The following is a 24,641-nucleotide window of genomic DNA, read 5'->3' as shown; positions in this document are numbered from 1 at the left end:
TTTGCTTATAAATAAAGTCTACATCTTTCTTTAAATTTAATATAATACTTAATAAGTACTATATATATTTATTGAAATAAATAAGGAGTGCATACAAGTGGAGCTTCTCCAATTGAAATATTTTCAAACCGTAGCGTATACAGAACATATCTCCAAAGCCGCTGCTCAGTTAAATATCGCTCAGCCTTCGTTAAGTCTCACCATAAAGCGGTTGGAGGACGAAATGGGTACTCCCCTTTTTCATCGAAAAGGTAGAAACATTGAACTGAATGCGGCGGGAGAAATTTTGCTGAAACACGTGAACCGCATTTTTGTTGAGCTGGAGAATGCCATGCTGGCCATTACGGAAAAAGAGGATGAACTGTCGAGGTTGATTCGGATCTCCATCTCCAATTCAAGATTTCTATCAGGTTTGATACGTGAGTATATCGAAGTTTTCCCCGATTCACAGCTTCATCAAGGTATTGCAAGTCGAAATGACATTATTACACAGCTGAAAAAAGGAGATGTGGATCTGGGGATCACCGGCTACCCGGTTCAGGATGAGGAGATTGACAGCCGTGTGCTTGTCGAGGAGGACATTGTGCTTGTCTTGCCTGCTGATCATGCTTATGGCAGTGAAAAGCAAATTTCATTACACGCCGCTGCGAGTGAACCTTTTCTTTCTCTCGCCAATAACGATGAATACCGACGTTTCACCATGATGTTGTGTGAAAGGGCAGGTTTTGTTCCCCATTTGGCATTCGAGGTCGATTCTCATACGTTGGTCGAGATCATCAGACTGGATCGTGGGGTCGCACTGCTGCCTGTCTCTGTCTGTCGTAATCTTGGACTGCACTATGTGCCGATTGCTGACGATGCCGCCGTATATCCGATCAGCTTGTCATGGATGAAACATCGAAACCTCTCTTCATCATTGGAACAATTCCAACATTTTATTATTTCGTATTACGCATCCAATGCCTCGATGTTTAAGGTGTAATATGAATGAGAATTCGATGGCAGGTAATTGACGCAGCCTTGGGTCATCGGCTGACTGCTGTTCGTGTTAAACACAAAAAAAGCCGCTAAATTAGCGGCTTAATTAAAACAATTATGGTCTGTTCAACAGGACAGTATCTTTCCTCTACTCTAATTATAACGTTTACGAAAATAGAATAACAGACTATTTTTTCACCGATGCCTGCACTATACTGCTAAATACAAATCCAATAAAAAAAGAGGTGTTTCGGCATGGATGACACAAAGAATGTATTGGATCAAGGCCCTTTTTTCCATGGTACCAAAGCAAAACTGAATATTGGTGATCTATTGGAACCTCAGTACTTATCCAATTATCAAGACAAAAAGTCGAATCACATCTACTTCACTGGAACCTTAAATGCCGCCAAATGGGGCGCTGAACTTGCCAGATCGAGTGCAAAAGAACGAATTTACGTCGTAGAACCACTAGGAGATTTTGAGAATGACCCTAACGTAACGGATAAACGATTCCCTGGAAACCCAACCCGATCCTATCGATCCAAATCCCCGCTAAAGATCGTCGCTGAACTAGGTTCATGGGAACGACACACTGACGCAGAAATTGATCATATGACTACATCTCTGAAAAAGTTAAGTGATGAAGGTAAAAATGTGATCTATGATTAATGTATGAACGAGCTGATAACAAAAAAAGGAGCAGCCTGTTATAGGCCCTCCTTCCTTTGCTTTACATGACATGAGTATATTTTTTAATGGATTTGTATTTCTTCGGTTATGAGGTTAGAAGTATAAATTCCAAATTACGGACGTTTAGAGGATCTCACCATTAGACTCAATCACTTGTTTGTACCAATAGAATGAGTCTTTGCGTGTTCTATCCAGCGAACCATGACCCGCGTTGTCTTGATCAACATAGATAAAGCCATAACGTTTACCCATCTCGGATGTAGAGCAGCTGATAATATCAATCGGTCCCCAGCTGGTGAATCCCATTAGTTCCACACCGTCAGCTACCGCTTCTTTCATCTGCTCGATGTGGCTACGCAGGTAATCAATGCGATAAGGATCATGCACAGATCCGTCCTCTTCGAGCGTATCCGTAGCGCCGAGCCCGTTCTCTACGATAAAGAGCGGCATCCGGTAGCGGTCATACAACCGGTTCAGCGCGATGCGAAGACCGATTGGATCGATTGGCCATCCCCATTCGGTGGCTTTCAGATGAGGGTTTTTGATCTGACTTACCAGCATACCGGAGTTGCTGTTGTCATTCGGGTCGTATTTTCCGATATACGTCATGTAATAACTGAATGCAATAAAGTCCACTGTATTGTCGCGAATAATCGCATCATCTTCAGGCTCTTTCACCAGTTCAATGCCTTGCTCTTTAAAATATCGTTGCATATAGGACGGGTACTCTCCACGCGCCTGAACTTCCGGATAGAACAGGTTCATCTGATCTTCCTTCATGGTTTGCAGTGCATCTTCCGGTTTGCTGGATGCAGCGTATGTCTCCAGACGGCAGATCATACAGCCGATTTGGGCATTAGGCATTTTTTCTTTGCCGCTTTTTACAGCCAGCGCACTCGCTACAAACTGATGGTGTGTTGCTTGATAGGCTACCTGTTCCGGTGTGCCTTTAATTTTATCTTCCAAAATGCCGCCACCTGTATACAAGCTGGTCAACATCATATTCATCTCATTGAACGTGATCCAGTATTTCACTTTATCTTTGTAACGGTCGAACAATGTGTTGGCAAATTTTAAGTACAGTTCAATCATCTCGCGGCTTTCCCAGCCATTATATTTGCGGGTTAACTCAATCGGCATCTCATAGTGAGAGATCGTAACTAGTGGCTCAATGCCGTATTTCAACAGTTCGTCGAACACTTTATCATAGAAAGCAAGGCCAGCTTCGTTCGGAACGCTTTCTTCTCCTGTCGGGAAAATTCGCGGCCAAGCGATGGAAAGACGGAATACTTTAAAGCCCATCTCGGCAAACAATGCGATATCTTCTTTGTAACGGTGGTAAAAATCCACTCCATTCCGTTTCGGGAAATACACATCGGTGTTACCACTCAAATATTGTTCCAGTTCAACGGAGTTTACGTCAAAGGTAAAATCTTTACCATTTCGCTCTTCATGCGGCACATAAGGTGCCATGTCAGAGGTGGAAAGTCCTTTGCCGTCTGCGTCAAATGCGCCCTCCAGCTGATTGGCTGCGGTAGCTCCGCCCCATAGGAATCCTTTAGGGAATGTGTGTTTTGTTGTTTGTGTCATGATGGTTTCTCTCCTTTTTTTTATTTACACTTGCCACTTCAATAACAGACTAACCTTCCAATCGCTGTTACCCCCAGATTTTTTTGAATTAATTTTAATTGGAAAATATGGTGATAAAGGCGATCGCGTTGCTTTTCCAGGTTATTTCTGTCCTCTCCGTTTTTGTGTAAATATAACGTTAAATTTTAAAACTTGCTGCACGATAGAAAGCCTTCATTCGTTGTTTTGTAATAAGCGGTTTTAACGAACGGTGAGTAGCAGTAATTCATTCATTGGAACCACCCCCTTCACCTGAACGGGTACTACGTCAAGATAATCTGGCGTGTTGGCTACAATGACCGGGGTGGTCAGATCAATACCGGCAGCTTGAATGCTCTCGATATCAAACTCCAGCAATAAATCTCCCTTGTTCACTCGTTGTCCGATAACAACCTTCTCTTCAAAAAACTTGCCTTTCAGGGACACCGTGTTAAGTCCAACATGAATGAGAATGTCGATTCCGCTGGAGGAAGTCAGCATGATAGCATGTTTGCTTTTCGCGATCATTGTGACCGTTCCGTCAAATGGTGCGGTTACACGGCCCTCTTTTGGAATAATTGCAATTCCTTTTCCCGTCATTTCCTCTGCAAACGTAGGATCAGGCAGTTCTTTGAGTGAGACCAGTTCACCGGTAAGCGGACTGAATATTTCACCTTTCTTTTCCTCAATTGAATGAACGGTCACAGGCGGTGGTGCAGGTTCTTGATTAGACTGATTTGTTGTTCCTGATCGTTTCGCTGATTCCGATGCTGTTGTTGGAGCTATTGTTGCTTTAGCTTCTGTTAACTGGGTTTCACTTCCTCCCTCGGAGGAAGTTGCCCCACCAGTTTGCTGCGTAATCGGTTCATCCCACTTAAGCAATAAGGTCACTGTAAACGAAACTACGAAGCTGATGCCCACACCGATGAGCGCGTACCAGAAATTCGCCATACCCCCGTTTGGACCAATGTATAGAGGCAATGACAGCAGACCCGGAACGGCAAAACCAAAACATTTTAGCCCTACCGCTGTAATAAATCCACCGCCGGCTGCTCCACCAATGATCGAAGCGTAGAACGGTTTTTTCAGTTTCAACGTTACTCCATAGATTGCAGGCTCTGTGATGCCCAGAAAAGCAGAAATCCCGCTGGATAAAGCAATCGATTTCATTGATTTGTTTCTAGTTTTGAGGAATACCGCCATTACGGCACCAGCTTGACTCATATTGGCTACAAGGTTAAGCGGCAGTAACAGCACGTCATAACCGAGTTTGCTCAAATTCTGTAATGTTCCCGGGAAAAATGCATAATGCATACCTGTCATAACGATCACTGGCATAAGTCCGCCCAGCACGATTCCTGTTAATGGGCCCGAGTGAGCAAAGAGCCAGGATGTACCGATCTCCAGATAGATACCGATGTAATTACCAAGCGGCCCGATGGCGATTAACAGAATCGGAACGGTTATCACCAGCACGATCATTGAGGTGAATATCACTTTAACCGGACCAGGAATGAAACGATCCACCCAGCGATGTACATAACTAAGGAGCCACACTCCGAGAATAATAGGAATGACAGACTGGGTGTAATTCACGATCGACACTGGCAGAGATAGAAAACGAATCGGCTCCAGATGATTTTCCAGATAAGCATTCAAAATGGTTGGATATAATAGTGTACCTGCAAGGGTCAAGGCGATATATTCATTCACTTTAAACTTCCGCGCAGACGATACAGCGAGCAGGAACGGCAAGAAATAAAAGGCCGCATTGGCTATGGACGCCAAAATCTGATACTCACCGCTAGTCTCTTGAATGGCCCCAAGTGTAACAAGTAATGCGAGAATGCCTTTCAGCATCCCGGTACCTACAATGGCTGGAAGAATCGGGGTGAAAATACCCGAGATCGTGTCCAGTACGGCATTAAGACCTCTTGAACGCGGCGGTTCTGCTTTTGTTTCCGTTGCACCAGCTTGTTTCAATTGCTCTTCCAGCTCTTCATACACAGCTGCAACTTTGTTGCCAATCACAACCTGGAACTGATCGTTTTGGAACTGTGCCCCAAGAACACCATCCAGTGCGCGAATCTGTTCAAGTTGCACTTTCTTTTCTTCACGCACATTAAAGCGCAATCGAGTGATGCAATGCCAGGCTTGCGTAATATTTTCCTGCCCTCCTGTTAATCGGATGATCTCTTTGGCCAACTCCCGGTGATTCATGCTGCTTCCTCCTTTTTTGGCGAAAAAAAAACCAAATGTAAGCCCGCCCCGCTACTGAAGCGGAATCGGAAACATTTGGTGGTGCCTGATCGAATCAGTAACACTCCATATTCAATTCACATGGTGATGGAATATCTTCTAAGAGCTGTTTTGAGGTCAACCCGTGTCGGTACGGGATGTTACTCTTTCGATGTGGATCATAAGGTATACCATCTCATCGGGAGTAATTACAAATCCGCGTTGCTGTTCCATCGTCTCCTTGATCTTGAGTGCGCATTGGAAGCTGTCAGGATATCGTTCCGACAATACATCATATAAAAACTGCTGATCCTTGAATGAGAGCACTTCCCGGTTCATTTGCCGAACGATGAAGTATCTAAGATGGGTGATGAACCTGGAGAAATCAGCAGACTCCTGATTCAGTGCCCTTCCAAAATGATCGGTCATGATCGCAAGAATGTCATTAATCATCTGTGTAATCTTGATCGTCTGATTCATGCTGCCCGAATCAAATTGTGAATTTACAAAATGAAGAGCAATCGAGCTGGCCTCACCTGCAGGCAATGCGACTAGAAAAGCTTCATTGATCTTGCATACCGCCAACTCTCCAGCGCGGTATTCTGCAGGATACAGATGGCGAATATCCCAATGCAGCGGATTTTGCATGTCCACACCTTTTCTGAAACGATCCAGAGCAAAATGAATATGATCCGCAAGCGTTAATAGGATAGAATCATTCAGCTTTTTCCCAATGATCTCCCTGCCTTCTTCTATAATCTGATCCGTGATATCGATAACTTGCAGAGGGATATCGCTAAGAAATTGCTCGACTCGTTGATATTTATCATTCGAGCCGATCCGGAACGTTTTCTGAATCTGGCTTTGCTCGATCGGCTGTCCCTTTACTTTTTTGAAGCCTACACCCGTTCCGATGACAATGACTTCACAGCCTTCGGCATCCTCCGCCAGGGCGATATTGTTGTTTAACGATTTCTTGAACCTCATGATGTTTTCACCCCCATATATGCAAAAAGCACCACCATGGCCAGGTACACAAGAAAATAAACTTGTGAGATCCAGACTGTGGTGGTGCCTGATCGAATCAGTGACACTCCTTATTTAGCTATATTCTATACCAGCCATGTAATCGTTGTCAATACCATAACGCTGGAATGGGTATATGCTTCGTTTATATTGGCTTTTGCACTTACCTTATATAGGTTGATACCAAATTGCACATTCTATTCTTCTGAAGTCTTGTTTCCCCTGGCGTTATCATCATAATAATATCGAATCAGAATGTCCTGATCGTAGTTGCCAAAACCTTTGCCAAACAGCGTAAGCCCTCCTCGTTCTGCCGCACCTTCTTCCGGCTTCAGTCCAAACGTCCAATAAGTAGCTGCTTGCAGTTTTAGGTCCGAGATGGACACATCCGAGATTCGTTGACCATCTATAAACGTACCGTCCTCGTTGATGCGCAGTACTTTTAACACGCCATACTGGTTGACATCTAGTTTCCACCATAGCGGCGTATGCTTGCCCTTTCGATCACCGAAGTCACCTGGGCTTGTCCATATACCCAGATCATTACCGTTAAGCGTAAAACGGATATCGGATGGCCAGTTTTCATTGACCTTGGGCGCTTCCGAACTGAGTTCGAGTGATATCTCTATCTCCCGAAGATGTTGATCATTATGCAGATAATTGGGAATCTTATATTCCAGAAAACCTCGTGCCATCCAAAGAATTGACGCGTTCACCCGATCGGGGTCCATGAAACAGGCGGGTGTGTCGTATTGTCCGATCATCTGAGTTGTCGTTGCCAGCCCGCATGTAGGCCATGCTTCATAATCTGTATAATGCCCAACCGGGATGGATACTTCATGATAAGAAGCGTCAGCGGGCTCGGGTGGCGACAGTTGAATGGTCATGAACTCCTGTACGATAAAACAATATTTGTAGGTCCCGCCATTCTCCCGTTTCATTCGGCTGCCTACAATGCCTGCCTTCTGCAATTTGCTGACATGGGTGCTCACAATGGCTTTGCTTAAATAAAGCTCTTGAGCGAGAGCGTTAATATGCATTTCTTTGTTTTGAAGCAACAGGCGCACTATATTTAAACGGGCTTCACTGGCTAACGCCTCGTAGACAAGCAGCGAAGATGCATCTGTTCCAAGCATCATAGAATCCACTTCCTTTTGTATAGTCTGCTTATATATTGGGTATCTCATTTGTGATCCAGCTTTTGTTCTGTCGATTAATTCAATCTTGTGTATATAGATATAGATTTAGATTTAGATTTAGAATTCGTTATTTAGCGAACTGTGAAAAATGAACTTGCTCTGTATATTCGCATTATGATACATATTAGATAACAAATCAATGTATTGATTTTGCTTTTAGGCGAATTCAATATGCATTAGTGATTAGCGACAACATATGACATTACAAACGATGATATGTATTACAAAATCAATCACGTGCACTATAAAATTAATCTATGGAGGTTTTCACTATGCTTAAATCCAAAATGCTGATCGATAAAGATTTTCAGATTGCTGAAGTAGACCCGCGTGTCTACGGTTCATTTATTGAACATCTGGGACGTGCAGTATATGGCGGTATTTATGATCCAGGTCATCCAACCGCAGATGCACAAGGCTTTCGTCAGGATGCAATTGAAGCGATTAAAGCGCTTAAAGTACCCATCGTTCGTTATCCGGGCGGCAATTTCGTATCCGGTTACAACTGGGAAGATGGTGTGGGTCCAGTAGCTGATCGTAAACGCAGACTTGAGCTTGCATGGTGGACGATTGAAACCAATGCTGTGGGCACGAACGAATTTGCAGATTGGGCCAAGCTGGCAGGTACGGAAGTGATGATGGCTGTTAACTTGGGAACGCGCGGTATCGATGCAGCCCGAAATCTGGTTGAGTACTGCAACCACCCTTCCGGCACATACTGGAGTGACCTGCGTATCTCTCACGGATATAAAGATCCACATAAATTCAAAACATGGTGCCTCGGGAATGAAATGGACGGTCCTTGGCAGATTGGTGCGATGACCGCATATGAATATGGCCGTATTGCCAATGAAACAGCCAAAGCGATGAAATGGGTTGATCCGGAGATCGAACTCGTTGCATGCGGCAGCTCTAGCCGTGATATGAAGACATTTGCAGATTGGGAAGCAACCGTGCTCGATCTTACCTATGAAAATGTAGACTACTTGTCTCTGCATCAGTATTACAATAACAACAAAGACAACACGTATGACTTCCTGGCGACCTCGCTGGATCTGGATCAATTTATTGATAGTGTGGCTTCGATCTGTGATTTTGTACAAGCGAAAAAACGTAGCAAAAAGAAATTGATGCTCTCCTTGGATGAATGGAATGTGTGGAAATCCATTGGTACAAGCCGTATGGAAGAGCGCTGGCAGATTGCTCCTCCAGAGTTCGAAGATGTGTACACGCATGAAGATGCGCTGGCAGTGGGCTGTTATCTGATCACCATTCTGAAACATGCTGACCGTGTAAAAATGGCTTGCCTTGCGCAGTTGATTAACACGATCGCACCAATCATGACGGAGAATAACGGCGCAATCTGGTTACAAACGACTTACTTCCCGTTCCTGCACGCTTCCAACTTCGGACGTGGAACAGTATTGCGGTCCATCACATCTTCACCGAAATATGATTCCAAAGACTTCACCGATGTACCTTATCTGGAATCGATCAGTGTGCATGATGAAGAAAACGGCACCATTACCATCTTTGCGGTGAACAGACATCTTGACGAGTCAATGGAACTGAATGTTGACCTTCGCTCCTTCGGAGAAACGACATTTGTGGAGCACATTGTCCTGGAAAGCAATGACCTGAAAGCAAGCAACACCAAAGAAAATCCACGTAACGTATTGCCTCACAATGGCGGACATACAACCGTGGATCAAGGTAAAGTACAAGCGGTGCTGAACAAAGCTTCATGGAACGTGATCCGTTTGAAAACAAAACAAGCGTAATCCTGCAAATCGCGCTAGATCCAAAAGCCCAGAGCATACCCGCTCTGGGCTTTAACCTTAGTATTAGCATTTGCTGAAGCAGCACTTGTAGCAATTAGAGGATGACCGTTCGTCCACTATATTTCCCCTCTTTATGTGGAACTTCTAAACCCAATACAGCACTAACCAACTAGGCTGTGTCCGAAACCGCTAGAGGAATTCAATGTAGGAATCCAATTTTATTGATTTTGTTCCAAGGCAGGAAGGTTCACCGCAGACGTGCAGGAGTACGTCAGGGGAAAGTGACACAGTGGGGACAAAAAGGCAGTAAAAGAAGCACTTCAGTGGGTTTAAGACACACACATAATGTAGCTTAGATATGTGGCTTGGGAGTCTAGCCTAAATTCTAACGATCTCAGCGGAGCTTATTTGGCTCCTTTGAGGTCATTTTTTATTTTAACGATCACAGGAGACGCTATTTGGGACAATTTGGGTGTTTTTAAGGTAAAATCACGTCTTTTCAACAAAATAAGCTCTCTCAGGATCATTAGAATGTTCAAAGCTCAATATCTACACAAATAAGCTTCCTGGTGATCGTTAGCGCTTTAGGCTCAAAAAACTTCTCTTCACATGAATTAAGAAGAGCAACATGCCACGACTTAAAGAAATCTATCCTACATTTTATGCTACATTCGACTTTTAAAGTTAATCTAACAGGCTTTGAGGATCATTTCTTCACCCTAAAGAAATCGAACTTGATGACATAATCAAACAATGACGTTATTGCAATCGCTCCAAGCGGGAACAATAAGTATACCCAGCGAGGATGATTGGGAGCTTCACCTGGTGGAGAATCAGTCAAAAAAATATATAATACAATGCAATATATTATAGCCACTACAATACCTGTTATGTTTCTATTTTTCATTGCTGTTTCCACCTCTAGATCATAGAAATGATTACGTACTGTATATTACCTTAAAATATCATAACACATAATTTGGAATAATTTATCATTAATACTTAATCATGCTCCCTCCAGCCGAAAAGTCTGAATTTACTGAAGCTAGTCCCCCTATTGAATTTTTATCCTATTCCGAAAAAAACTTAAACGATAAAAAAAGCCGCTATAATAGCGACTTAGGAGCGCTTACTAGGCGCTTACTTATCTTCTCTCCCGCTCAAACATCAACATGTTCTTGATACTATACTTGTTACTTTTTTTACTCTTGTTACCCCCGTTGGATTTCCGCTTCAGCCTCATCTTCATTTTCTTGAGCTTGGCTTGCGGGTGACATCAAACCTTGCACGGCACCCATAAACGGCTGAATTTGTTTAATCATGCCGTAGCCCATTTTCACGACAGGTACAAAACGCTGAATCATGCCGAACAAACGCATGCCTCCTCCAAGCATACCTCCAAATGATCCTGCTCCGCCGAGGCCGCCCAACAAGGAGCCCATCATAGGCATGAAGGATGATACTTGCGCTTGACGTGACGTCCTACGGGCAGTTATTCGAGATGATGCGGATGACTTGCGGGAATAATTGACTTTTTTTCGTCTCGGGGAGGATGCGTTTTTGTTCGCTCCGGTAGCCCGGGGTTTCTTTTTGGGCGAATTACTCCGTGCAGCAACTGTTTTTCTTGCTGGGGACGTTGGAGTTTGTGTTAATTTCCCGCCTCCGGTAAGCTCTACGCCCTCGTTATTCACGCCAGAGATGTACCCGATGTACGTCTCACCATTATGAAGAGTCACGCAGACCGGACGATCCTTGAATCGTTTTGCCTTGACGTGTATTTCATTGGTCTTAGCCATGGTATTCACCTCACTCGACTTGATCTACTTCAGTCTACGCGTTGGGTGGACGACTTGCCTGTGCGAATAGCACATCCGTGTGCCGAAAGTATGAAGATACGGATGCTGTCAACACGGCTCATACCATACGGATTACTGAACCCAACCTAGATCATAAATAGCGTTAACCGATAAGAGAAAGCCAACAATCCCTATAATCCAGGCTGCAGCACGCTGAGCGTTTTTCATCAGCCAATTATCTATTTTTTGTAAAGGTTGTTTTAAAAAAGGGTAAGCGAGCAATCGTCCTGCCAGCAAAATGAGCGCAGGTAATATAATAACGAAACAATATCCCAGTAACAGGATACCCGACATAGGCCAAGCAGGTCCTTCCGTCACTAATATGCCAATCGCTGCGAGATAGGGCAGCATTGTTCCCAGTTCCAGAATGACCGCGGTCAGTGCAAGTCCAACAAGTATAGTAATAGAGATTTTGCTGGAAACCGCCTCTCCTGTAAAGCGAGTCCTCCATTTGAAAATATAACCGCCCCCACTCGCTGCACGTTCCGCAGCACGAGCACGGGATTTCTTGGTATCCATGAGTTGGCTTATGATCATTAACAATATGCCTATCGCCAATTGTCCTAACAGGAATGGTTTAGATACCATTAGAGGTGCGTAGTTGTTTAGAAATGCATCCGTTCCAAACATAATAATCAGGCCAATTGCAAAGTAACAACCGGACACTGTGAATAAATAGATCAAAAACCGATCTACTCGAACACGCCCGGGTGTCATCAGTAACCAGACAGGAATCAAGAGAGTGCCCAAACTCGTTGAATCTATTAGTGCCAGCAGTACAAGGGTAGATAGTATTGCTGTTAACGTCATGATGTTCCTCACTCTCCGTTATGATTTTAAGCGCTTGCTGGAACAAAATGTAGAACATAGCACAGGACCTCCACCTCCGAGTGAAGTTATCCTGGCCCCAGCTGGAACTTCTTCTCACAGACAGCCTTCGCATCGCTCCCTCGGGACTTGTGAGATGCAACTAACTCTCCATCATACTTAATGGAACAGCTTATCCAGCTTGCACTGTCATCTGCTTTTGCCCTAACATGAGTGGAGATCAGAGGGATGAACGTATCTTTTGGAATAACAAATCTCTCTTGATATGGAACTTCAATCGTATCCCAATATACACTCTCCGGATTTTTTCGAGCATTGATCTCTACTTCCAGATCAGATGCTGAATTAACATCACTTTCAACAAGCACCTCAACGACGATTCCATCCGAGTCATGCGCTTTGTTTTGTTTGGACTCCTCATGATTCAGTTCATTCACAGTATCTTCTGCTGTCATTCCACAAGCTGTAAATAACATGATTAGACCTGAGAGCAAGAACAGAAGCCAAAACTTTTTAATTCCAATCCTCTTTTGTTTACTCTCCATCATGAGCGTTGTCCTTTCTTTGTTCTAGAAAAATGCGGATCATCTCGTCAACATAGGACAAGAATTCTTTATCCATGCCCATGACTACAGGCTCAGACGCATCTACTGGATTGATAAGTTCCCAATACTTATCGAGTAATTTTTCATTATGATCAAATAGCTCCAATGCTGTTTCATACAATTGTCTCGCAATGACTTGGACCTCTTCGGAATCGGGAGATGAGGACATTACGGATCGTACACGTTGGAAAATAGTTAAAAGTTCCTCCATCCGCGGATCGTTACTCCCGAGAATAGGCAGATGATTCAGTATATCCTTTTCCCTGGATGTTAACTGTAAACCATCGCTGAATTCGGCACGAATTATTCCTTCGGAGAGCGGCCGATCCTCCATTTGGGAAATAATCTGCAATAAACTTTCGAGATCGCTCATTCCTCCAAGTTTCAACGTATGAAGGGTTGACCTGAGATAATATTGCTTCCGGCTTAACTCTTCTTTCTTCTGTTCAATCAGCTCTATTTGTTCGTTTATAGAGGCCACCCAGTTTTCATGTTCTCCCTTATTTTCTTGGTTCTGAAACAGTTCTTTAATCTGTTCTAATGTATAGCCGATGGACTTCAACAGAAGAATTTTTTGCAGGCGAAGAATGGCACTTTCATCATAGTATCGATACCCATTCTCCGTAATAAGTGTCGGCTGTAACAGTTCGATCTGTTCATAATAATGAAGTGTTCTTTTGCTAATATTTGTTTTTTTCGCTAATTCTCCGATTAGGATCATGCTTACCTCCCCCTCCTGAAAACATTATAAACAATAACGTATACGTTAGGGTAAAGCCCTAAATTATCAATAAATAACTACGGATGAGCAAAAACAAAAAAAAGACGATGCTAGGCATCGTCCCTGTTGTGCTACAATCGTTCTTCTCTCCTTGATTTTCACTTTATCATTGTGCCTGCTGTTCCATAGAGTAATATCTTTCATATTCTTTCGTCATCATGTATCGATTAACTCCTTTACTAGCTTGTACGGCTTGCGCAGCCAACTCTTCGGCTTCCTTGTAGTGATTCAGCTTACGTTCAATTTCGGCTAAAAGTGCAAATCGCATCCACTCTCTTTTGATGGAGCCTAAATGCTCTCTGGCTCGTTCAGTCTCTCCTTCTTCGATCAGGACAAACGTTTCATAATATGTACGATAATCCGATTTACGCATCTCGCGTACCGCTTTTCTCACGGTAAACAGATCCTTCCGGTAAGCACCGTATGCTGCCTGATAGTTGGCTTTCGTCGACTTGCTGGCTGATGTATTGCTCATCAGTTTTTCCATCGTGAACTCAACTTCTTCATCCAACCTGTTGGCTGTCGCATAATTAATATAAATATATGGCGCATTTTGTTTTCTTCGTAAAAAAGCCTCTAACCGATCCATACGTGTTTCCCGTGCCATTGGATAAAAAATAAAAATGCTAAACATAATGAGTGCAGCGACGAGTATGGTACCTAATACTAGGAAAATCGATTGGTCGTTTAATAACATGACAAACACATAAATAAATACAGCAACATAAGAAGCAATTTCCCACTTACTCACTCCGGGCTTTCATTCCTTTCATGATGAATTACTCGTAGAACGCAAAATTAAGTACTCTTTATAGAAATTACTATTATACCAGAAGCACCCTGTCTTTTGGTATAATTTTAGGTTATAAAGTGAAATACACGGAATGAAGAATGCTGATAAAACAAAATAAAACTCCAAAAGGCGATGCGTACATCACTCTTTTAGAGTTAACCTGATATTTTACAACGCCGTCTTCGTCAAAAACGCTTCAATCTCATCCATATACCCTTCCGTAGTTATGCTTCTTGGCGCAAATAGAAAACGCAGCCCCATCTTCCATTCCGATCCGGCAATTGATGTGGGTAACATAGAATGCTCAGTATTTTGGAACGTTTTGACATAAAGCAAATAAGAGGGATCGATCTCTTTACGATAGGCACGCTCCGTGTCTTGAATATCCACATTAACGTCATCTTCTCCAAGTAGCAGCAACACCGGACTTTTGAAATGACGCAGACTTTCGGTAGCATCCGATTTAAAGTTTTTGCTGACAAAGTTCCAGCGTTCGCGGGACATTGGTTCTTCTTCTTTCCGGACATGTTTCGTGTATTCCTCGTAAGATCCGTGGTGTTTTAAAATATCTTTAATCTGATTATCGTAGTTCACCTGAGCTTCGATCTCTTGTTGTGTATGCCCGTCCTTGGCCATCTGACTCCGCGTATTATATTCCCCTTGCTTCAGCCAATTAATAGCTGGCGATACTAGAATGCTGAATGCGAGTTGTTCCTTACCTGCGAGCTTGGGGATGACCCAACCAGCCTGACTTGCACCCCATACACCGATTCGGGAACCGTCAATCATCGGCTGTTGTTTGGCCCAAGCGATCGCCTGTTGTGCTTCAACGACACGATCATCGATACTCTGATCCAGCCAGTTCCCCTCTGAACCTCCGATGCCACGTTTGTCCAGTGACAAGGAGGCATAACCAAGCGAGGCAAGGCGCTCCCACAGCGGTTTGTAACCTTCGCTATGCGTTGCATCGATGGGGCCATCCCCATGGATAAAGAGCACCAAGCCAAGCTTGTCTGTCCCGGTGTCCTTTTTAGGAAGTGTAAGAATGCCTGCTAATTTTCCTTGCGGGGTATGAATTTCCACGGATTGTGAGGCCATGTTATAGTCCTGCTGTGCAACGATATATGCACCTGTACCCGCAAATAATACAATGATGATAAGGAATGAAATCCAGATTTTTTTGTGTTTAAACATATGCGTTTTCAATGTTGTTGTCTCCTTTGCGTGTCATGTAGTTCCATTGATGTTCACCAAGCAGCATGGCAGTTAACAGACTGTTCGTGCTGCTTTGTTTGCGAAAATGATACCGTTCATATACCTGCATCGCTTTCTGGTTCTGACTAGCTACATGCAGGCTAAGATAAGATAACGGTGCCGTTTGAAGCATGTATCGCTGTGCCCGTGCGAGTAACAGTCTGCCTACACCTTTACCTTGATGATGTGGGTGTACAACAATATCTTCGATATAACATTCTCCTGTTTCAGGCTCATGTTTGAGCAGGTGTATGCCTGCCATGATATGAAGCAACTTCCAGCACCCGATGTGACTGCGCATGCCTTTCCATTGAATCCGGGCTGTATCTGCCTTTCGGGCAACCTCAAGGGCCTTCCACTTTAGAGCCATCGTGCCTATGAGCACATCATTCTCCATCGCCGCGAACCGCAGACTGCCTGTCTGATGCTGACTTGAAAGTAATAATTGTTCAAAGACAAAAGCAAGGTCCGCTGTAGATGGGGAAGATGATTTTTGGAATTTGTGCCCAAAACCATATGCCATTAGTTGTGCTGCAGCCGGATACAGCTCAGAAGTTATAGGTTGGATGTGGACGGGATTTGTTTGATCCAATCTGGTGTTCATGAGATCCATCTCGCTGAGATGCGTGTTGATAAGAGGCTCATAGCTCTCCCGCCTCCAGGTTCGAAACATACGAAAGAAGTTCATAATGGAGCAGTTCTGGTGTGAACAGGGATAAGTATGATTTTTCCACCATGATCAACGGCCCTGAGCATAGGTACCCCATTTCTTCTGCATAAGCATAGAACTCCTGAATGGTTGTGGAGAGTCGTTCTTCATTTTGTACAAAAAGTGTACTTGAAAGGTATGAACCGGCACGCAATGTCAGATTACTCTCCCTTCTCTCCTCTTGCGTATACAAGCCGACAATGCCTGAATCGTTGTACACATAATGGATATCTGTTTCGAACAGATTGGAAATATTGCTTCGATGGTTGACTAACGTTTGAGCACTCAGACTTTCAGCCTCTTGCATCTCGAACCATAGTGACAATGAAACTTCGTCACGCTGAATGATTGCATACACACCTCCCTCTGTCAGGACGGATTTTTGGGAAATCGACTCTTTTTCCTCCAGCAGCTTCTCAATAAAATGTTTGGTGTCCTGCAGCCTTTGGATCTCCGCTTCTGTATCTGACAGAGCCTGACGGAAAATCGGAGTGATCTGCTCGGCAGTCAGATGGGACAAGCATTCTTGGATCACTTGCACAGACAAGCCCATCTTACGGAGCAATAAAATATGAGCTAGACGGTATACTTGATCCATGCCATACATTCGGTATTGATTTTCACCGGTATATGCCGGGGTCAGTACCCCCTTTTCTTCAAAATATCGAATCTGATGTACGGATACTTGCATGAGCTTGGCCAGCTCGCTAATCGTAATTTCATCCTTCATACCTCTCATCATGATCCCCACCTTTGTTGTCCTGTCTGTTAACAGCATAAACCCTAGGTCAGACCTAAGGTCAAGACTAGTTTTCAATTCATTCATTATGAACCAATATGTATGTCTGAAAATATTACAAAGAAGAGCAAACCATTTAGAGGTTCACCCTTCACATACGTATTTTATAAAATTTCAAAAGAGTGCGTTGTGCGTTTTCTTATCTCTTGGACTGGATATTTCCTTTGTGATGCGCGCTAATCAGCATAGGGATGGCGATCAGCAAACTGACGATGATGGGTACAATGGATGCTTCGAGTCCGAAGCTTCCGCCTGTCAGCCAAGGTGATCCGGATAGCTGTACATCAAAAAAACCTTGAGTTGCTATGCCCGAAACCGGTATGCCCAGCATTCCCTCCAGTGCATTCCACGCAAAATGAAGTCCCATGGCAAACCACAGATTACGCCGCCAGAGAAACCCTGCACCCAGCAAAATGCCTGCCTCAATGACAATAGCGATCGAACTCCAAAGTGTTGCTCCGGGATTAGGCAGATGAGCCAAACCGAAAAAAAGCGAAGTTATAGCCAAAGCGAACCAACTTCCAAGCCGCTTCTCCACTGCTTGCAGGAACAAGCCGCGAAAGATCAATTCCTCCACAATGGCCGCACCAATCGCCAAAGCCAAAATAGAACCAATCGCGTTCGTCGCTGACCATGTGAAGCTGTATCCACCAAGCATCGTGATGATTCCGACAGAAACACCAATTAATATTAGGGCACCTCCTATGCCTAATATCAACTCGGTTCCTGCCCCTCGAAATTGTAATTCTTCTACTCTACGCCCTGCCATGAATTTCATAACTAGCCAGTAGATTGCAATAGAGACCGTACCTCCTGCAAGTGCCAGCAAAATCGACAGGATGCCTTGCGAATCAACAAACAGCTTTTGGGTCATGAAGCCGGATAAGCCTAAAAGAATGGCACCTGTAAACATCCATACGAGCGGGAATTGTATTACTTTTCTCACCACAAACAAACCTCCTCACATGATTGGACTAGTTACCCTTAGTATATATGTATGATGTGAACATTGCTTTAAGCAATCCTTTGCAATGGAACGTCGTATTTACAATACTTTGGAGCAAGGTAACCATTTAACTGGTTGGCAGTTTCGAATCTAACGTAAAAAAGCCGCTTATACGCGGCTTTGCTTCATAGATTTAGGCTCCTTGTTCTCCAATCATTTGCAGTTCAATTTGTTTCATCTCATAAAAATAACCCCTACGTTCCATTAACTCCTGGAACGAACCTGTCTCGACAATCTGTCCTTGATCCATGACAACAATCTGATCCATATGTTGAAGACCTGTCAGCCGGTGACAGACGAGTATAAACGTGTCCTCAGCCGCCTGTGTCAGCAAGTTTTGTAGCACACGTGCTTCTGTGACATAGTCCAGCGAAGAGGTCGGTTCGTCGAGCAACCATAACCTTCCCTTACGCAACATGGCGCGGGCTAATGCCAGCCGCTGCTTCTCGCCATCGGACAGATTTTCTCCTTTTTCGTACACGAGATCGTCTAGAGACAGATTAAACAATTGAACTTGATGTAACATTTCCACCAATTGTTCATCTGATTGCTGTTCTCCGCTAAGCAACAGGTTGTCCCTAATCGTTCCCCGAAAAAAGTGGCCTTGTTGTAAAACAACATGAGTATGCTGCCAGATGCCTGTTTCATTCAGTTCATTTATCGAGACATCGTTGAATTGCACATTGCCAGAAGTCGGAGTTCGTAACTTGAGAAGTACATCCAGAATGGTTGATTTTCCCGATCCGCTTGGGCCGACGATTGCCGTTTTGGAGCCAGATGCAAAATGAAGGGTTATGTCATTCAATGCAGGTCTCCATTCCCCATCATATTGAAAAGAAATATTGCTCAACCGGATGGAAACTGCTTCGCCATTTACATCGAGAGTCAACAGATCTTGTAGTCCTTGCGCCTGCACATCACGTCCATTGCTTGACTGCACAGGTACAGTCTCAGCTAATCGTTTTGCTGCATGTTCGCTGTCTTGTTTATAAGAAGGTAACACAGCCATTGCTGCGGATTCTTCGAACATCGTTTGTGTCGCCAGAATCAGCATAGCGAGGAATACACCGGCGAATACGCCGTCTGAAATAAGAAGAGCACTCAGTGCAAGCACACCCCATGTGACCAAATAGGTGACAAAAATGTGCATGGATTGTCCGCGAAGCAATTGCGCAGCGGCACTCTCCTGCTTGTCTGCAAGTTCAACCGAATCCTGCCGAAGCTGTTGCTCCCGCTGTGCCAATTGTCCATATACTTTCAGTTCGCGAAAACCATACAACACTTCGGTTACATCCGTAGAGAGCTTAGCCCGTTGCTGACGTACATGTTCATTGATTTTACGCTGACTTATTAAGACGAGGTTTGGAACAATAAACGCTGTAAACAGCATGCCAACAACGAGTAAACAGGCAATCCAGAATGAAAAAACAGCTGTAAACAGAACCGTGCTCAGAAACACCATGACCACCATGATCGGTGGATACGCTACACGCAGAAAATAATGTTGCAAACTTTCCACATCGCCCACAATCCGTGCGAGTAGATCACCACTGCGATTTTTATTTAAAATTCCCGGTGTAACCGGAACAAGCTTGGCAAAAAACGAGGTACGCAAACGGCTGAGGATGGAGAACGTTGCCCGGTGGGAGGCTATTCGCTCTCCATAGCGGCTGGCGGCACGAAGGAATCCAAGTAGCTTGACCATCGACGTGAGTACAATCAACGTGTACAGCGGCGGCGCAAATACCGTTTGCGAGATCAGATACCCGCTGGCGGAAAAGAGAGCTACACCTGCTGTACCCGCGATGAATCCACATAAAATAGAGAGCAGAATGTCTTTGCGTTCATGCATCATGGCCTTGGACAGTACGGTTAATTCTTTCATGCGATCCCTCCTGTTCTCTGAATTTGTACCATCTCGGCATATGCAGGCTCACGCTCCAACAGCTCCTGATGAGTGCCTGAATCGGCAAGCATACCGTCCGACATAAACCAAATCTGATCGGCTTGCTGAATTGTATATAATCGGTGAGCTACCGTAATCATCGTTGCCTGTTGTGACAATACTGCGATCGAACGCTGTAGAATCTGTTCCGTGCGCAGGTCGAGTCCAACGGTCGGTTCATCAAACAAAATCATCGAAGGCCGTTTCAGAAAAGCGCGAGCGAGCGCTAATCTTTGCTTTTCCCCGCCTGATAGGCCCCGTCCACCTTCCCCAACAGGAGTATCCAACCCTTGTTCCAACCCAGCCACAAGTTCAGCAAGTCCTGCGCGTTCAGCGGCATTTTCAATGTCAGCACGGGATACATCGCTGCCTGCACCAAGCGTTATATTTTCAGCCAATGTGCCTGCAAAAATATAAGGATGCTGTGTGATGTAACTGACCTCTTTAAACCATTCTGCCTCGTGCAGCTGCGAAAGCGGCCTTCCGTTAACGCAAACTTCTCCCGATGTGGGTTGTAATAACCCCGAGATCAGATTAAGCAACGTTGTTTTTCCCGATCCACTTTGACCAACTATGGCGAGCTTTTCTCCTGGTTTTATCGATACATGTCCCGTTTCAAGTGCAAATGAGTCAGGGGTGTAGTGAAAACGTATATTTTTCAGTTCAATGAATGACGGTGTTACTAACTCAGTTGACGATGGACCCATCTGGAAATGTGGATGTGATCGCTTCTCCACCCCTTCTTCAGGCGAGGATGGGGTACTCGATTGATTGCTCTCCCCAAGCATCTCCTCAACCTTTTGAATGGCACCCATACTGGTTCGTCCACTGTGAAAGGCGGTTCCTGTATTTTTTAACAAACTGTAGAATTCCGGAACAAGCAGCAGCAATAGAAAAGCGGTATGAAAGGTCATTGATTTGAACACAAGTAGCTGAATAGCAAGTTCTAACGCGACGATACCGATACTTAACATCACAATGGCTTCCAACATGAAGGTATTTGTAAATGCGATCTTCAGAATACTCATCGTTGTATCCCGATAACTGAGACTGCTTCGTTCAATCTCCTGTTGCTGACGGTTAGCCTGTCCGAATATTTTCAACGTAACCAACCCTTGAAGCGAGTCCAGAAACGTACCGGAAAATTCGGCCAGTTGTGCATATTTTTCTTCGGATTTATTTTTCGTCTGCAAGCCGACCAGAATCATGAACAGTGGGATAAAAGGTGCTGTACACAACAGGATCCAGCCTGTGTTGGCATGTAGCGTGAAAGCAACAACCAAAATCACAATCGGAATGATTGATGCTTCCATCATTCTTGGCATGTACTGACTGAAGTAGCTGTCCGCTTCATCAACGGCGTCCAGTGCAATACTAACCTTCCCGCCCGTCTGTCCTTGCAGAGATGAGAACATGGTGGCTTGAGTTAGACTCTGCAACACCTTGGAACGCATTTCTGTTTTGGCAAGCGCAGCCATATGCAAACCAACTTTTCCGTTTCCATAAGTGAACAGCGTGCGTAGAGCCATAACAGTTAGCAATGTACCAAGAAGCAGCATGATCGATGAAAACGATGCCTTTTCCACAAAAATGCGCTGCACGGCTTCGGCCATAAACACAGCCTGGGAGATTATTGCTACACCAAGAGCCAGTGAAAAGGCCATAAGGAGAAGTCTGCTTTTCCGAAGTAAAGACATCTGCTGTTGAATCAGAATCGATTTTCGTCGACCTGACTGTTTTCCATGCTGTTTCGTTCGCTCTTTCCTTTGCCTTTTCACAGAATGACCCTCCTTTTTTATTTCTTGCCTTTGACATAATCCGCATCAAACAAAAACAATTTGAACACCAGAATCAGAGATGGGATCAGCAGGCATAGTCCCCCGATAAATACAACGACAAGCGCGAAACCCATGGCTGGTGAGGTGGCACTGCTCTGAATCGTGATATACGGATCAAGAATATATGGATACTGACCGATGCCATAGGCAAAAAAGGCACAGAAAAATTGCAGCATGATACAAATAAAAGCAAGTCCGTAGCGGCGTCCGTTATGCAGTAACCACATGGCCACCATGAAGAACGCTACGGATAAGGCGAGCAGCCACCAGAGATCCATCATATTCTGAAAATGACGTTGATTGTGCTGACCCAGATATATAAATGCAGTTAATGCTAAAATAATCGTGGGCGTACTCCAGAATAAAGAATAATTCCGCATGAGTTTCAAGGCACCCTTATCTTCTGCCCGTGACGCATAGAAGGTCAGAAAGGTTCCGCTAATAAATAGTACAGAGACAATTGCAAGTCCGACGATGCTCCAGGATAACGGATTGGTGAACAACGCCCAGTAATCCAGCGAAACGGTCTCTCCCTGCTTCAGGATAAAGCCACCTTCGGACAAGGTCAGAGCTACGGACAGAGATGCCGGAATCAACAAACCCGTTGCCCCATATAGAAACAGGTATACGATGTTGTTTTTGGAACCGTAATTCTCAAAAGCATAGAACGAGCCACGGATTGCTAAAAGTATAACGGCGATACTTCCGGGAACGATCAAGGCTGCGCCATAATAAGAAGCCGTATCCGGGAAAAATCCAACGATACCAATATAGAAAAAGACAAAAAATACATTCGTAATCTCCCAGACTGGCGATAGATAACGAGAGATCAAACGGTTAATCAGATGATCCTGTTTCGTCAGACGTGCATAAAAGGCAAAGAATCCAGCCCCGAAGTCAATGGAAGCCACGATCAGATATCCATACAGGAACAGCCAGAGCACCGAAATACCAATCAACTCATAACTCATTAGGCATGTCCTCCATTCTCTGTATTCGCTGCTGTCTTATCTTGTTTCGCCTGTAACCATTTCTCCATTTCAAGTTCGGCAGGATTGTTATTGAACAATCGCTTCAATACGAGAGCGCAGATCACACCAAGTACAATATACAGAAGTAAAAAGACAAAAAATAAAATTCGTACACTCGGTGATGAGGTCGCAGCTTCTTCTACCCGCATGTACCCTCGAATAATCCACGGCTGCCGCCCGACTTCAGCATAGAACCAACCCATCTCTACAGCGAGAAAAGCTAGCGGTGCGCTGAGTGCAACAAGACGAAGCATCCACTTATTCAGCGGATTACGTTTCCTCCACAACACAAACAGGAAATATAGACTAGAGATAGCGAGTAGAGCAAATCCGATGCCGGCCATCAGATCGAATAGATAATGCACCAGCAGTGGCGGTTGTTCATCTGGTGGAAATTCATTAAGCCCGGTGACCTCGGCATTAAAGTCACCGAAGGCGAGAAAACTAAGTAGCTTGGGCAGATGTAAAGCACCTATGATCTCATGCTCTGCATTCAGCCACCCGAGCAGAATCAAATCGGCGCCGCTCTCAGTCTCGAAATGCCATTCTGCGGCTGCCAGCTTCTCCGGTTGGTGTTCAGCCAGAAACTTGGCAGATACATCGCCAGCAAGTGAATTGAGTAAACTGAATACCAAAACAACGGCCATCATCAGGTTTAAGCCTTTTTTGTGGTACGCAGATGCTCCTCTTCTCAACATAGCCAGAGCCGCGATCCCGGCTAGTAAAGCCGCTCCTGTCAAATACGCAGAGCTTAATACATGAAACACTTTGGAGAACGTTGCTGTATTCAGCATCGCCTGCACAGGGTTAACGGCCATGAATTGGCCTGCCTCCATGACAAAGCCTTCGGGCTGGTTCATGAACCCGTTCACGGTTGTAATGAAAACCGCAGACATCCCTGCTCCCAGAACAACGGGAATGGTCAGTAGCCAGTGAATATACGGGTTCTTGAATCGATCCCATGTATAGAGATAAATGCCGAGAAAGATCGCTTCGAAAAAGAAGGCGAATACTTCCATAAATAGTGGCAAAGCAATGACATTACCAGCCAGCTTCATAAAATTCGGCCATACCAGGGCTAGCTGCAGAGATATAGCTGTACCTGTCACCACCCCCACGGCCACCGAAATGACAAATCCTCTTGACCACCTCTTCGCCATAAGTATGTAATGCGGGTCTTTCTTCCGAATGCCGATAAATTCTGCTATCGCAATCATTAAGGGGATCCCCACACCGATAGTTGCAAAAATAACGTGAAACGCAAGCGTTAAACCGGTTACGAGTCTACTCCATAAAACCGTATCGATTGCCATTCTATACTGCCTCCTCTCAAACTCTGTTCATTGCTACTTCTGAATTGAAGATGTTTACACGTGCACTCCGATGACAGAATAACCCTCCAATCGCTGTTATCCCCAGATTTCTTTGATCCTCTTTATTGAAAGGGAAAATCCGGTGATAAAGGCGACCGCTTCGCTTTTCCAGGTTTTTTCTGTCCTCTCCGTTTATGTGTAAACAAGCTGTGCGATTTGTTAGACCTATCCGTTAAATAGTCCATTTTGAGATACGCTAAACAGTCCGATACATTATGAGAAAAAAATCACAAACCAAGTGACAAAGATAGGTTGCCACACGCCTAGTGTATTTAATCCTGCAAACGTAGGACGATATTT

Annotated in this window: 20 protein-coding genes; 3 read left to right on the top strand and 17 right to left on the bottom strand. The window is 44.4% G+C overall.

What is annotated here, in order from left to right:
- The first annotated feature begins 97 nt into the window (after nucleotides 1–97).
- Complete coding sequence (locus AC1VYS_RS14605; RefSeq protein WP_482910291.1) at nucleotides 98–982, top strand: LysR family transcriptional regulator; 885 nt, start codon at nucleotides 98–100, stop codon at nucleotides 980–982.
- A 251-nt stretch (nucleotides 983–1,233) separates the two neighbouring features.
- The gene (arr, locus tag AC1VYS_RS14600) at nucleotides 1,234–1,650 is read left to right on the top strand and encodes an NAD(+)--rifampin ADP-ribosyltransferase (protein ID WP_482910290.1); all 417 of its coding nucleotides are present in this window, start codon (nucleotides 1,234–1,236) and stop codon (nucleotides 1,648–1,650) included.
- A gap of 144 nt (nucleotides 1,651–1,794) precedes the next feature.
- Here the strand turns inward: arr and AC1VYS_RS14595 are convergent, their stop codons facing one another.
- From AC1VYS_RS14595 to AC1VYS_RS14580, 4 genes are all read right to left on the bottom strand, one after another.
- The gene (locus AC1VYS_RS14595) at nucleotides 1,795–3,261 is read right to left on the bottom strand and encodes a glycoside hydrolase family 1 protein (protein WP_482914870.1); all 1,467 of its coding nucleotides are present in this window, start codon (nucleotides 3,259–3,261) and stop codon (nucleotides 1,795–1,797) included.
- Between the two features lie 240 nt (nucleotides 3,262–3,501).
- Nucleotides 3,502–5,499, bottom strand: coding sequence for a beta-glucoside-specific PTS transporter subunit IIABC (locus AC1VYS_RS14590; RefSeq protein WP_482914869.1), 1,998 nt, complete (start codon nucleotides 5,497–5,499; stop codon nucleotides 3,502–3,504).
- A 156-nt stretch (nucleotides 5,500–5,655) separates the two neighbouring features.
- Entirely contained in the window at nucleotides 5,656–6,504 is an 849-nt protein-coding gene (gene licT, locus AC1VYS_RS14585) for a BglG family transcription antiterminator LicT (RefSeq protein ID WP_482914868.1), read from the bottom strand.
- A gap of 236 nt (nucleotides 6,505–6,740) precedes the next feature.
- A complete protein-coding gene (locus AC1VYS_RS14580) occupies nucleotides 6,741–7,682 on the bottom strand; it encodes an ArsR/SmtB family transcription factor (RefSeq protein ID WP_482914867.1) in 942 nt (313 codons plus the stop codon).
- A gap of 332 nt (nucleotides 7,683–8,014) precedes the next feature.
- Between AC1VYS_RS14580 and arfA the strand changes: the two genes are divergently transcribed.
- The gene (gene arfA, locus AC1VYS_RS14575; protein WP_482914866.1) at nucleotides 8,015–9,523 is read left to right on the top strand and encodes an arabinosylfuranosidase ArfA; all 1,509 of its coding nucleotides are present in this window, start codon (nucleotides 8,015–8,017) and stop codon (nucleotides 9,521–9,523) included.
- Between the two features lie 1,211 nt (nucleotides 9,524–10,734).
- Here the strand turns inward: arfA and AC1VYS_RS14570 are convergent.
- The 13 genes from AC1VYS_RS14570 to AC1VYS_RS14510 all read right to left on the bottom strand — a co-directional run bounded on the left by AC1VYS_RS14570 (nucleotide 10,735) and on the right by AC1VYS_RS14510 (nucleotide 24,281).
- Nucleotides 10,735–11,319, bottom strand: a complete 585-nt coding sequence (locus AC1VYS_RS14570) for a hypothetical protein (protein ID WP_482914865.1) — start codon at nucleotides 11,317–11,319, stop codon at nucleotides 10,735–10,737.
- Nucleotides 11,320–11,451: 132 nt separating this feature from the next.
- Nucleotides 11,452–12,189 (bottom strand): GAP family protein, encoded by a 738-nt coding sequence (locus AC1VYS_RS14565; RefSeq protein WP_482914864.1) that lies wholly within the window; start codon nucleotides 12,187–12,189, stop codon nucleotides 11,452–11,454.
- 86 nt (nucleotides 12,190–12,275) lie between these two features.
- Complete coding sequence (locus tag AC1VYS_RS14560; protein ID WP_482914863.1) at nucleotides 12,276–12,683, bottom strand: hypothetical protein; 408 nt, start codon at nucleotides 12,681–12,683, stop codon at nucleotides 12,276–12,278.
- 58 nt (nucleotides 12,684–12,741) lie between these two features.
- Nucleotides 12,742–13,533 carry a MerR family transcriptional regulator gene (locus AC1VYS_RS14555; RefSeq protein WP_482914862.1) on the bottom strand — a complete coding sequence of 264 codons (792 nt, stop codon included), beginning with the start codon at nucleotides 13,531–13,533 and terminating at the stop codon, nucleotides 12,742–12,744.
- Nucleotides 13,534–13,699: 166 nt separating this feature from the next.
- Nucleotides 13,700–14,344: a hypothetical protein gene (locus AC1VYS_RS14550; RefSeq protein WP_482914861.1), complete on the bottom strand. Its 645-nt coding sequence runs from the start codon at nucleotides 14,342–14,344 to the stop codon at nucleotides 13,700–13,702.
- A gap of 210 nt (nucleotides 14,345–14,554) precedes the next feature.
- Nucleotides 14,555–15,580 (bottom strand): alpha/beta hydrolase family protein, encoded by a 1,026-nt coding sequence (locus AC1VYS_RS14545; protein ID WP_482915000.1) that lies wholly within the window; start codon nucleotides 15,578–15,580, stop codon nucleotides 14,555–14,557.
- On the bottom strand, nucleotides 15,573–16,253 hold the full coding sequence (locus AC1VYS_RS14540) for a GNAT family N-acetyltransferase (protein WP_482914860.1): 681 nt from the start codon (nucleotides 16,251–16,253) through the stop codon (nucleotides 15,573–15,575). The genes AC1VYS_RS14545 and AC1VYS_RS14540 overlap by 8 nt, the downstream gene beginning before the upstream one ends.
- A gap of 28 nt (nucleotides 16,254–16,281) precedes the next feature.
- Nucleotides 16,282–17,088: a MerR family transcriptional regulator gene (locus AC1VYS_RS14535; protein WP_482914859.1), complete on the bottom strand. Its 807-nt coding sequence runs from the start codon at nucleotides 17,086–17,088 to the stop codon at nucleotides 16,282–16,284.
- 199 nt (nucleotides 17,089–17,287) lie between these two features.
- Nucleotides 17,288–18,094, bottom strand: a complete 807-nt coding sequence (locus tag AC1VYS_RS14530) for a CPBP family intramembrane glutamic endopeptidase (protein WP_482914858.1) — start codon at nucleotides 18,092–18,094, stop codon at nucleotides 17,288–17,290.
- Between the two features lie 193 nt (nucleotides 18,095–18,287).
- A complete protein-coding gene (cydC, locus tag AC1VYS_RS14525) occupies nucleotides 18,288–20,039 on the bottom strand; it encodes a thiol reductant ABC exporter subunit CydC (RefSeq protein WP_482914857.1) in 1,752 nt (583 codons plus the stop codon).
- The gene (gene cydD / locus AC1VYS_RS14520) at nucleotides 20,036–21,796 is read right to left on the bottom strand and encodes a thiol reductant ABC exporter subunit CydD (protein WP_482914999.1); all 1,761 of its coding nucleotides are present in this window, start codon (nucleotides 21,794–21,796) and stop codon (nucleotides 20,036–20,038) included. The genes cydC and cydD overlap by 4 nt, the downstream gene beginning before the upstream one ends.
- A gap of 98 nt (nucleotides 21,797–21,894) precedes the next feature.
- On the bottom strand, nucleotides 21,895–22,908 hold the full coding sequence (locus AC1VYS_RS14515) for a cytochrome d ubiquinol oxidase subunit II (protein ID WP_482914856.1): 1,014 nt from the start codon (nucleotides 22,906–22,908) through the stop codon (nucleotides 21,895–21,897).
- A complete protein-coding gene (locus AC1VYS_RS14510) occupies nucleotides 22,908–24,281 on the bottom strand; it encodes a cytochrome ubiquinol oxidase subunit I (RefSeq protein ID WP_482914855.1) in 1,374 nt (457 codons plus the stop codon). Before AC1VYS_RS14510 ends, AC1VYS_RS14515 begins: the two co-directional genes overlap by 1 nt.
- Nucleotides 24,282–24,641 lie beyond the last annotated feature (360 nt).

The sequence above is a fragment of the Paenibacillus sp. G34 genome, assembly GCF_056856875.1.
This window is presented reverse-complemented; position numbering and strand designations above follow the sequence as displayed.